Below are 13,659 nucleotides of genomic sequence, written 5' to 3'. Positions count from 1 at the left end.
CTCATTCTTTAAAAATATACTGAATAAAATCAAAACACTACCAACCTAACCAATCAATCTCGATAAATCATTGCTTAAAGCCAGGATCATTAAGGCTACTAAAAAAACCAAACCTAAATAAATACCAAATGATCTAATCTCTTCCGAGAGGGGGCGACCACGAATAATTTCAAACAAAAAATATAACAAATACCCACCATCCAGCATGGGAATAGGCAACAAATTTAAAACCCCTAAGCTAATACTGACTAAAGCCAGAAAAGACAAATAATAAGCCAATCCACTCCGTGCTGACTCGCCTGCCCCTTGAGCAATACCCACAGGACCACTAATTGTTTTAAGACCCAATTTCCCTGTAGCAAAACGCCCGATTAAAGAAAAAGTAGCGCCAGTAAGTTCCACCGTTTGGGAAAAAGCAGTCCCTAGAGCTTCAACAGGGCCCTGACGTTGCAAGCGTAACCATTGTGAAGGCCAATTCACTTTTTGCGAGCGTACACCGAGAAATCCTTCTTTACTACCATCTGTCTTCGCACCAATTTGCAGATGGAGCGTATGGCTTTGCCCTGCCCTCAAAACAGAAAGTGTCAATGGCATATTCGGATGATCTTTTACATACTCGACCAGATCCAGCCAATCCGCCAAAGGTTTACCATTCATCCGTTTAATGACATCCCCATTTATTAAACCAGCTTTTCGTGCAGGAGAGTCTGCAACAACTTCACCAACGATGGGAGGAATACTAGGAATGAAGGGTACAATTCCCAAACTACCTAACGGATCTGGGTTTTTAGGATCAACTTGCCAGCTACGCAGTGGCATAGCTAATGATTTAAGTTTCCCATCGTTTAGCGATTTAACAGTCATATTAACCGTTTCATCACTGCCAAGCAGAGGCATGAGGGCGAATTGAAAATCACGCCAGCTAACAATTTCTTTATCATTCAAAGATACGATTTCTTGTTTAGCTTCCAAACCCGCAGCGGCAGCAATACTATTTGGTTCTACCTTTTCAATCATTGGTGCCAAGGATTGAATGCCAATTATTAAAACCAGCCATAATGCAAAAAAAGCTAGAAGAAAATTAAAAAATGGACCAGCTACTACAATAGCTATACGTGCCCAAACCGATTTATTGTTGAATGCAAGATGTTTCTCATTTTCGGGAACTGGCCCTTCAGCTTCATCCAACATCTTCACATACCCCCCTAAGGGGAAAAGAGACCATGCGTATTCGGTGCCTTTTTTATCGTGCCAACGAGCAATAACTTTGCCAAAACCAAATGAAAATCGTAAGACTTTAACACCACATAGGCGAGCCACAATAAAGTGACCATACTCGTGAATCGTGATCAGTAATAATAAGGCAAGGAAAAAATAAAATAAGGTTGAAACCATACTATAATCCTGGCGCTAAGACGCGTAATCCGCAATAAAATAATGGCGAAGCAGCTATTAAACTATCTAAACGATCAAGCGCACCACCATGCCCCGGCAATAAATGCCCTGTATCTTTCAGTTTAGCTCGTCTTTTAAGAATACTAATAAATAAATCACCCAGTATGGAAATTAAAGCCGTTGCCGCTGCAATAGCATACCAATGCGCGATGACTTGAGGCTTAAAATAAAAATAACCTCCCAGCGCCATTAGCATGGAGAGTATAAATCCACCTAATGAACCTTCTATCGTTTTTCCAGGGCTCACCGCAGGAATGAGTTTATGATGTCCCCAGCTCTTACCAGACAAGTAGGCCCCTATATCTGCCGCCCAAATTAAAAATAAAAGATATAAAATCAATGCCTTACCTTGTTCTTGCGCGTGTATTTTTATTAAACTTTGCGCAAACAAAGGCAATACAATTAATCCAGCAATCGTAACTATCCAAGGATAGCCCCAAATCTTTTGTGAAGCTGGAAAATAGATAACTGCCGCTAAAATTAGCAACCACAGCACCAATCCTGTAAACAACCAATAAATAAAGCCGTATTGCAACAACCAGGTTAGCGCTAAAATCAAGATAACAAAACTTATCTTTGCCCCTGACTGTTTCATCGGAATCAATTGTAGCCATTCAACAGCACACCCAAACAAAAGCACAATGACGATACCTGCGAATACCAAATTGTTGGCATAATAAAGGGCAATGAGAACTAAAGGCACTAAAACTAAGGTGGTTAAAAGCCGCTGTCTAAACATGTTTTGCCTTACTTAATTGCTGAGAAGTTTTACCATAACGTCTCTCACGTTGACTGAAACTAGCCAATGCTTTTTTAAATTCCTCGGCAGTAAAATCGGGCCAGTGAACATCAGTAAAATACAATTCCGTATAGGCTAATTGCCAAAGAAAGAAATTACTAATGCGTTGTTCTCCACTGGTGCGTATAAATAGATCAGGATCAGGTAATCCATGTGTGCTTAGCATCTCTGTAACCAAAGATTCATTAATTGCATCGAGTTCCAACTCACCGGTACAAACTCTCTTGGCAATGTTTTTTGCAGTTTGTACGATATCCCACTTACCACCATAGTTAACGACGACGTTAAGAATTAAGCGCTTGTTATTCATAGTAAGTTTTTCAGCAGCTTGCATCTGCTCTTGTAATTTTTGTGATAAACCAGCCCTGTCACCGGTAAAACGCAAACAAATGTCATGCTGATGCAATTCTTGAACTTCATGGCCAAGCGCTTCTATAAAAAGTTGCATAAGAAACTCAACTTCATTTTCTGGTCTTGACCAATTTTCACTACTAAAAGCAAATAAACTCAAGACAGGAATCTGAGTTTGTAAACAACAACGAATTACTGTTTTTACTGCCTCAACCCCAGCACGATGTCCTTCAACTCGCAATAGTCCACGGTTCTGAGCCCAACGACCATTGCCATCCATTATTATGGCAATATGTTGGGGTATTAAATCATTCAACCCAATCATCCAATATTCAAAATGGATGATAGTCTAACCGCTTTAGAACAAAATATTAAGTACCGTTAATAAAGCCAATCATTTTGCATCGAATATTCTTAGGAAGAAACTATCTAGAACTAAAAAGAAGTATATAATCGTATTTTTATCTCAAGAGAATTTGTAATGCAAAAAAATACACCCCTCGTCTTAATTATTCTAGACGGTTGGGGTTATCAAGAAGATACTGACTATAATGCAATTGCTGCAGCACAAACCCCTCAATGGGATGAATGGTGGTCAAAATACCCGCATATTCTGCTGCATGCATCAGGGCATCAAGTCGGGTTGCCAGACGAACAAATGGGCAATTCGGAAGTCGGACACATGCATATTGGCGCTGGCCGGATTATTCCGCAAGACTTCACACGCATCAATGATGCGATTAACAATGGTGACTTCACCAGTAATGCAGTATTCCTTGAGGTTATTCAAGAATTAAAACAACAAGATAAACGTCTCCATGTGATGGGGTTACTTTCTCCGGGAGGCGTACATAGTCATGAGAATCATTTATTCGCTTTTCTGGCTCTATGCCATCAATATAATTATAGAAATGTCTGTTTGCATCTTTTCCTTGATGGCCGGGACACTCCTCCACAAAGCGCATTACAAAGTTTTAAGAAACTAAATCAACAACTTAAAGAATATCCTGTCGCCACTATAAGTTCTATCACGGGACGTTATTTTGCAATGGATCGTGATAGGCGCTGGGAACGAATTGCGCCTGTTTATCGTCTGCTCACTGAAGGTCAAAGCAATTTTCATTTCGAAACAGCAGAGGATGCTATCCAATATTTCTATGCAGACAAGAAGTCTGATGAATTCATTCCGCCAACAATTATTGGGAAAAGTTATTCTATCGAAGACGGTGATGCAGTATTCTTTTTTAATTTTCGTGCCGATCGTGCGCGCCAGTTAACACAAGCTTTTCTGAATGAATCATTTGACGGCTTTATTCGCCCCAGGCAGCCGGCCTTATCTCATTTTATTACCATGACACGCTATGCAAAGAACCTGGTGACAGATTGTGCCTTTCCCCCCATGGTACTACATCATACACTAGGTGAACTGGTGGCTGAATCAGGCTTGAGTCAATTAAGAATTGCCGAAACGGAAAAATATGCCCACGTTACTTTTTTCTTCAATGGTGGTTCAGAACAGGTTTTCGCCAATGAAGATCGAATTCTGATTCCTTCACCTCAGGTTACAACCTATGATTTACTACCTGAAATGAGTGCTCCAGAACTTACTCATGCACTAGTAGATGCCATTCGTAGTAAAGCGTATGATGTTGTCATTTGTAATTATGCTAATGCAGATATGGTGGGACATACAGGTGATTTTCAAGCAACAGTCAAAGCGATAGAATGCCTTGATAAATGCCTTCACGATGTCTGGCAAGCTGTAGCTGAGCAAGACGGCATGTTATTAATCACGGCTGATCATGGTAACGCAGAAGCAATGTTTGATGAATCAACAAGCCAAGCGCACACTGCACATACTTGTCAACCGGTTCCCTTTCTTTTTATTGGTGAAAAATGGCATTTTACTCATTCACACGGTAGTTTAATTGATGTGGCTCCAACTGTGTTGGCGTTATTAGGTATTGAGAAACCCCAAGAAATGACTGGGGAAGCTTTATTGGCAGAAACTGAATGATCTTACACTCTAAAACTTTTGTATTTCTCCTCTGGCGCATTCTTCTTCTGATAGCTTTTTTTACTGGACAGGGAAATGTATGGGGAGAAAATGCAACTATTGTGCAAACCAAGACCAAATTGAGAGCGTTGGATAATCAAATTAGTAAGCTTAAGCAAACATTAGCCAATGCTAATGATAAACGCGGCCTCCTTAATCAAGAGCTCGCCGGCACAGAAAAACAAATTGGTGAAGGCATTAGACAATTACGAATCATTCAAAATGATATGGATTCAAAGCAACACAAAATTGTTACGCTTCAGCAAAACCTTAATGACCTAAATAAACAATTGATTACTCAGCAACAATTACTTGCTGCCCATGTTAAAACTCGCTATAAAATGGGGCAATATGAACCGCTTAAATGGTTAATTAATCAGGATGAACCTTATGCCATCAGCCGTTTGTTAACTTTTTATCAATATTTAATTCAATCGCGACAACATATTATTGATAAAATCGATGCCACCAAGCGTGATATTACGCTCAATCAGAACTCGCTTAAAACAGAGATTGCCGAACAACAACAATTGCAACATGAATTAAATAATCACCAACAGCAACTTGAGCGTACCAAGCAATACCATACAGCCGTTATTCAATCATTAAATAATGAGATTCAAACTAAACAACACACCTTAGAAGAATACGAGCGTAATAAAGATAATCTTACTCGTTTATTAAAAACATTGGCTGTACAAAGTATTATGCAGTCAAGTAAACCATTTACTCAAATGCGTCGCAAATTACCAAGGCCTGTAGCAACAAATAGGCAGGCTTTTCAAAAAATGAACCAAGGTGTGACATTTTTTGCCGCCGAAGGAACCCCCGTCACTGCCGTTTACCCTGGTAAGGTTGTTTTTAGCGATTGGTTGAATGGCTATGGATTATTACTAATTATTGACCATGGTCAAGGCTTTATGACGCTTTATGCACATAATCAATCTCTATTTAAATCAAAAGGAAGCAGCGTTCTTAAAGGAGAGCAAATTGCAGCGGTAGGGCATAGCGGCGGACTTAAACAAAACGGACTATACTTCGAAGTAAGACACCGAGGGAAAGCTATTCCACCACTTGAATGGTTGTCTTAGAGCTTGTTTAATAAGTTCTTAACAAGAAGAAATAATATCAGGATTTTTGAGATTGCATTGATACATCGAGACGACGTTCTAGGTCAATATCAATAGGTCACACTCGGGATAGAGAATTTGTTATCAAGCTCTTTTTGGCTTTGGCATTTATATTGCTATAGATACATATACCCGGAGCTGGCCGCTTGGTGCGTGCCAAACTACCAAGGAGAACAGAATGCTGCACAACAAACGGCCTTACTTAAAAGCTATAGTCGCTTTAATTACAACTGCTTTCATTTTTCCTACTCCAGCATTTACTGCGGCAGATGTGGCAAATACCGCCAATGAGGAGACCGCTACTACCAAAAGAATACCCATGGAAGACGTTCAACGTTTTTCCAATGCGCTTGGGCAAATTAAAAAATATTATGTGAAACCTGTCGATGACAAAGAATTATTTGATAATGCCATTCGTGGCATGTTAAATGGACTCGACCCTCACTCTACTTATCTTGATGAAGATTCATTTAAAGAATTACAAACATCAACCAGCGGTGAATTCGGGGGGTTGGGAATTGAAGTAACCATGGAGGATGGTGTAGTCAAAGTTGTCACTCCTTTAGTGGATACTCCAGCATTTAAAGCAGGTATAAAAGCTGGTGACTATATTATTAAGCTGGGTACTCAATCCGTACAAGGAATTTCTCTAAAAGAAGCTGTTGATTTAATGCGCGGAAAAGAGGGAACCACCCTTGATTTAACTATCTTACGTAAAGGAGAAAGCAAACCGTTGGTTTTCTCTCTGATACGTGAAAAAATCTTAATTAAGAGTGTCAAAAGTAAATTGCTTGACGATGGTTATGGCTATGTTCGTTTAACTCAATTTCAAGCCATGACTGGTGAAGACATGGAAAAAGCCATTGCCCAACTTAAGCAACAGGCTGGTGGTCACTTAAAAGGTCTTATTCTTGATTTACGTAATAACCCCGGTGGCCTCTTAGATTCAGCAATCCAGGTTTCAGATGCTTTCATTGATTCCGGTAAAAATGGCCAGCAAGAAATGATTGTTTACACTCAAGGACGTTTACCAGGCTCCAAATTTACCGCCTTGGCAAATCCCGGTGATATTTTAGATAATGCACCGTTAGTTGTGTTAATCAATAATGGCTCTGCTTCTGCTTCCGAAATTGTTGCAGGGGCATTAAAGGATAATAAGCGAGCGATTATTCTTGGTACACAAAGCTTTGGTAAAGGTTCTGTGCAAACAGTACTCCCTCTAGACGAGAAACGAGGTATTAAATTAACTACTGCCTTGTACTACACACCATCAGGGACCTCTATTCAGGCAAAAGGGATTACCCCTGATATTGTTGTAGAGGAGATTACTGTACCTAAAGCTGAAAATAAAGCGGATGCCTTAGCTGGCTTCAGTGAAGCAGATTTAAATGGTCACTTACTCAATAAAAATGAAACTGTTGAAAAACAAGGCCAAAATGCGAATAAAGATGATGAAACATTGCTTCATGAAGATTATCAATTATATGCCGCATTAACAATTTTAAAAGGCTTGGCAGTCGCTAAACGTTAACTCCTGAAATAATAAAAATCACAGGCTTAAACCTGTGATTTTTTTTTACATGAATTAGATCCTGCCCTCTTTTTTATGAGATAATCTATCTTTGAAATTTGTTTTCCAGATTTATGCGATTTTTCAAAATTATTTCTTTTTCCTCACTTGTAGTTTGCTCAACATTTACTTTTGCAGATGTAGATAGTCAATTTAACACAATTAAAAATAATCCAAATGCCTTATATGCCTTCTTAAAAGCCATGCCTAAAGGTGGTGAGTTGCACTATCATTTGGCTGGAGGTGCTTATCCTGAAACAATGCTCAGTCTTGCTAGCCAGGGGAACTATTGTTTGGATAAAGAGAATTTTGCACTCAACAAAGTGGTGGAGAATTGTCAGGGCATTATCAGCAAAGAGGTGATGAAACAGCCAGAATTTTACGAAAAAACCATCCAAGCCTGGTCGATGAAAAATTTTCAACCGCAACAAGAATCCGGACACGATCATTTCTTTAATAGTTTTTATAAATTTATGCCTATTGTAAATGATTACAGTCCTGAATTACTGGCCGAAGTGCTTCAGAGAGCAGCTAATCAGCACGAGCAATATCTAGAAATTATGATATTGCCTGATAATGCCAATTCCACAAGCTTTGGTACGCCAACACTTTTAAATACTGGTTTAGCGGCAGCTAAAGACAAACTATTAGCTAACCAGGATTTCCAGAAAAATATTCAATTTACTATAGATGAAACCACAGCCCTTTTAAAAAAAACCAGAAAAAATTTAGGCTGCGAGCAGCATCCAAACCAGGATGTTTGCCAACTGACAGTAAAATTTCAATATTATGTATTGCGTGAACAACCTTTAGAGAAGGTATTCGCACAAGCGCTTAACGGTTTTGCCGCCGCAGCTAAATCCAAAGAGCTCATTGCTGTTAATTTAGTTCAACCTGAAGATGGTATTATTTCCTTGCATGACTATCATGAGCAAATGAAGATCTTTGCTTTCCTGCGTCAGACCTACCCTACTGTCCATCTAAGTTTACATGCTGGTGAATTAGCTCCTGGTGATGTCCTTCCATCTGATTTAAATTTTCATATGCGTGAAGCAATTCATGTCGCACACGCGGAGCGCATTGGTCATGGTACGGCGATTGCGTTTGAAGATCAGGCACCACTGCTTCTTCATGATATGGCAAATAAACCCATTGCCGTTGAAATTAATTTAACGAGCAATCATAAGATCCTTAATATTTATGGAAAAAAACATCCTCTAGGCTATTATTTAGCGAATAATGTTCCAATCATATTATCGACCGATGATGAGGGTGTATTACGCACTAATCTAACACAAGAATACACAAAAGCAGTATTAAATCATGGACTTGATTATCACACCCTGAAAATGATTAACCGCAATGCGCTGACCTATAGTTTCTTGCCAGGAGAAAGTTTGTGGAAAAATGCTGCAACTGCTACTCCCATAAAAGCCTGTGAAAAGATGCATAGCCCAAGCTGCCAGGCATTTCTAAAAACCAGCGAAAAAGCGAAATTACAATGGCAATTGGAAGAAAAACTAGATCAATTTGAAAAGGGCCATTCCTAAAAGATAAACTTGCTTAGCTCAAATCAAAATTAGTTTTAGGCTCATACTCCATGAAGTCATCAAATAGGTCTTGGATGTCTTCGTTTTCTTTTTCAATCTCATTCTTGAAGTCAGTTGCAACTTGCGAAACTGGTTTTGGTTGGGACTTTAAGGCATCGATGCCATGAAGTGTCTCGTGAACATAGGCAACTAAACGATGCGAGGACATAATCGATAGATGGCCATGACGATCCAGCACTAAGCGACAACCTGGTTTTTTCTCCAGGTAGCCAGCCACGTAAGTTGCCTCAGGTAAGACAATAGCGTCCTCTTCTGCACCAATAAAATAGTATTTGTTGTCACTATTGCTGATGACTTGGTTGAGATCTTTTAGTAAATCAGCATTGATTTCCATCTGTGCCACCGACGTTGAAAATATTGAGATAGGTTTAATAGCCCAATAGGAACCACCAAAAGGTGCACAAATGGGAAATAAAAAGTGAACTTTTATTCCTAAAGGGGGGGCTCGATACTCCGCGGCATGAGAAATTATCAATCCACCTCTTGAATGCCCCATAAAAGCAACATCTTTGTGACCATTGGCCACCACCTTATTAATTAGTTCTCGCGAAAAAAACTTAATTCCTTTGCCCTGATACCGGTTATCAAAAGAAACTAGATAAATTGCTGAAATATTACTAGGTAAACCCTCTTCAATTAACCGTTCAATTGCTTTAATAAACGAGCCAGGATTATCAGCAGTGCCATGCACACAATAAATTACTACCCCTTTCCCACCCGTAGAGTCGTTGGGGTCAGGTTTAAAATTAGGATTGACATAGACTATATCGCCAGACATCAACGTGAGCAACCAATAATAAGTATGAGCCACGGCACCAGTGGTGCTTACTGGTTGTTTTTTTTTCACGTATTTCCAAAGACTAGAAATTGAATCCATGCCTATCTCCCTTAGCGCTATTTCTTAATGAATGAAAAATTCGACCGTTTATAAAATAAAAAGAGTGTATAAGATAGAATGATGCTAGCGAATTTTAATGCAAGTTAGTAGCCTTAATGCTCGCATTAAGGCTTAAAGATTATGAATTTAAGAAGAGATAAATTTTCTTTAAACTGCAAATGGATCGCGCAATATAATGGTTGAGTCGCGCTCTGGACCTGTTGATAACATATCGACCGGGATATTAAGTAAATGCTCAATACGCTTGATATAAGCAATTGCATTGGCCGGTAACTGCTTGACATCTGTCACATCAGCAGTTGATTCAGACCATCCGGGCATTTCTTCATACACAGGCTCTAGTCCATCAAAATCTTCAGCAGCTTGAGGAGGACGAGACAACAATTGGCCATTGGGATCACGATAAGCTACCGCAATTTTAACCGTTTCCAAACCATCCAAAACATCAAGTTTTGTCATGCATAACCCAGTGATACTATTCAGTTCAATAGAACGTCGTAATAAGACCGCATCAAACCAACCGCAACGGCGAGGACGCCCTGTAACCGCACCGAATTCATTACCACGTGCTGCCAATCCTTTACCCACATCATCGTGAAGTTCTGTTGGGAAGGGTCCCCCACCCACACGGGTCGTATAAGCTTTGGTAATACCTAAAATGTAGTCTAGATAACGTGGCCCAAAACCTGCGCCATTCACCACACTGCCGACACAAGTATTTGAAGATGTTACAAAAGGATAAGTTCCATGATCGATATCAAGATAAACACCTTGAGCCCCTTCAAATAATATCGCATCGCCTTTCTCGCGGTGCTCGTGCAAACAAGTTGTTACATCACAGATCATATCCTTTAATTCATTCGCCCAAATTTTGGCGTCAGCTAATAAAGGTTCTAATTCAACTTCAGGCTCGTTGTAATAATGTTTGAGGACAAAATTATGATACTGCAACAATTCTGTAAGCTTGGCAGTAAAGCGCTCATGATCCAGTAAGTCCTTAACCTTCAATGCTCTTCTTGCAATCTTATCTTCATAAGCAGGGCCAATACCGCGGCCAGTGGTGCCAATTGCCGCAGTACCTTTGTGGTTTTCGCGGGCTTTATCCAAAGCAACATGATAAGGCAAAATTAGAGGGCAAGCCTGGCTGATTCGCAATCTACTGCGAACATTAATGCCTTTGTTTTCCAATTCTTTAATTTCATCAAGCAATGCCTGCGGTGATAATACTACCCCATTACCGATGTAACACTGTACGTGCGGACGCAACATTCCTGAGGGAATTAAGCGTAATACTGTTTTCTCTCCTTTAATCTTGAGAGTATGCCCAGCATTATGCCCCCCCTGATAGCGAACAACAACCTGAGCATCATGAGTAAGCAAATCAACAATTTTGCCTTTCCCCTCATCTCCCCATTGTGTTCCGATTACTACAACATTTTTACCCATAATGGACCTTTACTCTGCAAATTGATGAACGATAGTGAGTAGAATGACCCCCACCAGCATGCTGAACAACCCGGTTATACGCAATACTCTTTCATCCTGTCCAATAATTTTGCGCAATAATTCTTTCCATTTCACGGGCGAAGTAAATGGCATTAAACCCTCAAACACCAGCACTAAAGCCAATGCAGAGAGGAAATTAATGATCACAAACAGCCTCCAATAAAAAAGGGTTAAGCACGCTTAACCCAATTTCAACAAAATTAACAATTATATCAGTTTTTCGCGTTAGTACCATTACCTTTTGTCAATGAATGCTTAAAGTAATCAAAAAAAGGGCTACTTTGGTCCAAAACTAAAATATCTTGCTTGCTGTCAAAACTACCTTCGTAAGCTTTTAGACTACGATAAAATGTAAAAAAGTCAGGATTTTTGCTAAATGCTTCTGCATAAATTCTAGCAGCCTCCGCTTGACCTTTTGCTCTTGTTTTCTGACCTTCACTTTGAGCCTGGGCGAGCAGAATTGTTACCTGGGCATCGGCTGCAGCCTTAATTGCTTCAGCGATTGCATTACCATCTGCACGATGACTGTTGGCAATTTTTTGCATATTAGCGCGCATTAACTGAAAGATGTTATTACTGGTATTTTCAGGTAATTCGATTCCCTTAATACGGACATCTACAATTTGAATTCCTAATTGCTTGGCTTGTTGCTCCGCTTTATCCCGAAGTTTTTCCGTCACATCTTCACGACCACCGGAAATATCAGAAATCGTGCGCTTACCAAATTCTGCTCGTAATGAGGTATTGAGTTGTTGCTCAAGCAGCGTTTCCGCTTTGAATTCATTACCGCCTGTTGATTTGTAATATTGCGCCAAGTTTGCAATACGCCATTTAACATAATAATCAGCAATAACATCCTTTTTCTCTTTGGTAACAATTCGCGAAGATTTGATATCCAAAGTCTGAATACGCGTATCAAAAATACGGACAGTTTCAATAAATGGTGTTTTGATGTGTAAACCAGGACCCAAGATCTTTACAGTCTGAGTTTTGTTATCCATCACCAAGCGTCCCAAGCGCAGCAAAATACCATGCTGGCCTTGAGTAATAGTAAAAACACTTGCAAGCACCACTAATAAGATGACAAATACCAGAATGCCTAGTGTCGTTTTTGCTGCATTCATTAGTCATTACCTCCCTTGCCGATAAGTTCGTCTACTAGTATTTCGATCCGCGACTATGTCACTTTCTGCCGCATTTTCAGCACTTTCATTTTTGGCTGCTTCTACGGGAGCATTACTCATTAATGGCGGATTAAATTTAGCATTTGCCAGTTTATCCAAAGGTAAGTACAAAAGATTTCCAGACTTTCCATCAACAATAATTTTGCTACTCTTCGTTAAAACTTGCTGCATCATTTCCAGGTACATGCGCTCTGAAGTTACGACAGGTGACTGCACATACTCAGGTAGTAAGGCCAAAAATTCAGCAACATCACCTTTTGCTTTCAGAATTACTTGCTGCGCATAAGCCTGTGCTTCTTCTGAAATCCGTTTGGCATTTCCTTCTGCAATAGGTACCACTCTTGCCTGATAAGCCAGAGCCTGCTCTTTAAAGCGTTTCTCATCTTCACGTGCCTTGATAGCATCATCAAATGCATCCTGCACGTTTTCTGGTGCACGTGCTGGCTGAGGTGATACGTTAACAATAACAATGCCCGTCTTATATTGGTTTAAGATTTTAACCAAGGTATCCTGCACACTATTACCCCATGCCTCTCGACCTTCGGTAATAATTTGATCAAATGTGGTTGTACCCACCACTTGTCTTAATGCACTTGATGTTGCTTGCTGCAAACTCTCTTGAGGATCAGCAACATTGAATAAATAATCTTCCAGATCGCCAATGCGGTATTGCACAACAACAGAAACGGCAACAAGATTTTCATCTTTAGTTAACATTTGTGCCGAATAAGAGAAATCTGAGACTCGATCAACGTTCTGCACAATTTTGGAGGAAATAATACGCGGAATCCAGTGAGGGCCAGGGCCTACTGTTTCAACGTATTTACCAAAACGTAAAATAACAGCTTGCTCAGCAGGATCAACGATAAAAATACCTGCCAATGCCCATAAAATAAATACAATTAAACCAGCCATTAAAGCCAGTAAACCACCACTTTTATTAGTAGGAGCCCCACCTTCAGATTGATTTGAGCCACCAAAGAAAGTTTTCTTCAGTTTGTCTTGAAAACGCTTTAATGCCTCATCCAAATCGGGTGGCTGATTTTTACCACTCCATGGATCCTTGCCTTTATCTGGCTCATTCCAACCCATCTATATCT

At 39.8% G+C, this 13,659-nt stretch carries 12 protein-coding genes; 4 read left to right on the top strand and 8 right to left on the bottom strand.

All coding sequences use genetic code 11. The features are described from left to right. Positions 1-45 precede the first annotated feature (45 nt). From rseP to PXX05_RS01295, 3 genes are read right to left on the bottom strand one after another with little or no spacing between them, the layout of a single operon-like run. On the bottom strand, positions 46-1,395 hold the full coding sequence (gene rseP / locus PXX05_RS01305) for an RIP metalloprotease RseP (RefSeq protein WP_275089248.1): 1,350 nt from the start codon (positions 1,393-1,395) through the stop codon (positions 46-48). A 1-nt stretch (position 1,396) separates the two neighbouring features. After that, positions 1,397-2,194 carry a phosphatidate cytidylyltransferase gene (locus PXX05_RS01300; RefSeq protein WP_275089247.1) on the bottom strand — a complete coding sequence of 266 codons (798 nt, stop codon included), beginning with the start codon at positions 2,192-2,194 and terminating at the stop codon, positions 1,397-1,399. Further along, positions 2,187-2,921 (bottom strand): isoprenyl transferase, encoded by a 735-nt coding sequence (locus PXX05_RS01295; RefSeq protein ID WP_275089246.1) that lies wholly within the window; start codon positions 2,919-2,921, stop codon positions 2,187-2,189. Before PXX05_RS01295 ends, PXX05_RS01300 begins: the two co-directional genes overlap by 8 nt. Before the next feature lie 165 nt (positions 2,922-3,086). Here PXX05_RS01295 and gpmI point away from each other — a divergent pair, with 165 nt between their 5' ends. The 4 genes from gpmI (at position 3,087) to PXX05_RS01275 (ending at position 8,911) form a co-directional block, all read left to right on the top strand. After that, complete coding sequence (gpmI, locus tag PXX05_RS01290; protein WP_275089245.1) at positions 3,087-4,622, top strand: 2,3-bisphosphoglycerate-independent phosphoglycerate mutase; 1,536 nt, start codon at positions 3,087-3,089, stop codon at positions 4,620-4,622. Further along, on the top strand, positions 4,619-5,752 hold the full coding sequence (locus PXX05_RS01285) for a murein hydrolase activator EnvC family protein (protein ID WP_275089244.1): 1,134 nt from the start codon (positions 4,619-4,621) through the stop codon (positions 5,750-5,752). Before gpmI ends, PXX05_RS01285 begins: the two co-directional genes overlap by 4 nt. A gap of 217 nt (positions 5,753-5,969) precedes the next feature. Further along, positions 5,970-7,322: a S41 family peptidase gene (locus PXX05_RS01280; protein ID WP_275089243.1), complete on the top strand. Its 1,353-nt coding sequence runs from the start codon at positions 5,970-5,972 to the stop codon at positions 7,320-7,322. 113 nt (positions 7,323-7,435) lie between these two features. Beyond that, entirely contained in the window at positions 7,436-8,911 is a 1,476-nt protein-coding gene (locus PXX05_RS01275; RefSeq protein ID WP_275089242.1) for an adenosine deaminase family protein, read from the top strand. 13 nt (positions 8,912-8,924) lie between these two features. Here the strand turns inward: PXX05_RS01275 and PXX05_RS01270 are convergent, their stop codons facing one another. The 5 genes from PXX05_RS01270 to hflK form a co-directional block, all read right to left on the bottom strand. Then, on the bottom strand, positions 8,925-9,848 hold the full coding sequence (locus PXX05_RS01270) for an alpha/beta hydrolase (RefSeq protein ID WP_275089241.1): 924 nt from the start codon (positions 9,846-9,848) through the stop codon (positions 8,925-8,927). Positions 9,849-10,016: 168 nt separating this feature from the next. Continuing rightward, on the bottom strand, positions 10,017-11,315 hold the full coding sequence (locus tag PXX05_RS01265) for an adenylosuccinate synthase (protein ID WP_275089240.1): 1,299 nt from the start codon (positions 11,313-11,315) through the stop codon (positions 10,017-10,019). Positions 11,316-11,324: 9 nt separating this feature from the next. Beyond that, a complete protein-coding gene (locus tag PXX05_RS01260) occupies positions 11,325-11,522 on the bottom strand; it encodes a DUF2065 domain-containing protein (protein WP_275089239.1) in 198 nt (65 codons plus the stop codon). 65 nt (positions 11,523-11,587) lie between these two features. Then, positions 11,588-12,499 (bottom strand): protease modulator HflC, encoded by a 912-nt coding sequence (gene hflC, locus PXX05_RS01255; RefSeq protein WP_275089238.1) that lies wholly within the window; start codon positions 12,497-12,499, stop codon positions 11,588-11,590. A gap of 6 nt (positions 12,500-12,505) precedes the next feature. Beyond that, positions 12,506-13,651: an FtsH protease activity modulator HflK gene (gene hflK, locus PXX05_RS01250; protein ID WP_275089237.1), complete on the bottom strand. Its 1,146-nt coding sequence runs from the start codon at positions 13,649-13,651 to the stop codon at positions 12,506-12,508. Positions 13,652-13,659 lie beyond the last annotated feature (8 nt).

Origin of the sequence: Legionella cardiaca, assembly GCF_029026145.1 — a bacterium.
GTDB classification, from domain to species: Bacteria; Pseudomonadota; Gammaproteobacteria; order Legionellales; family Legionellaceae; genus Tatlockia; species Tatlockia cardiaca.
Note: the sequence above shows the minus strand (reverse complement) of the source record. Positions and strands in the feature narration are given on the sequence as shown.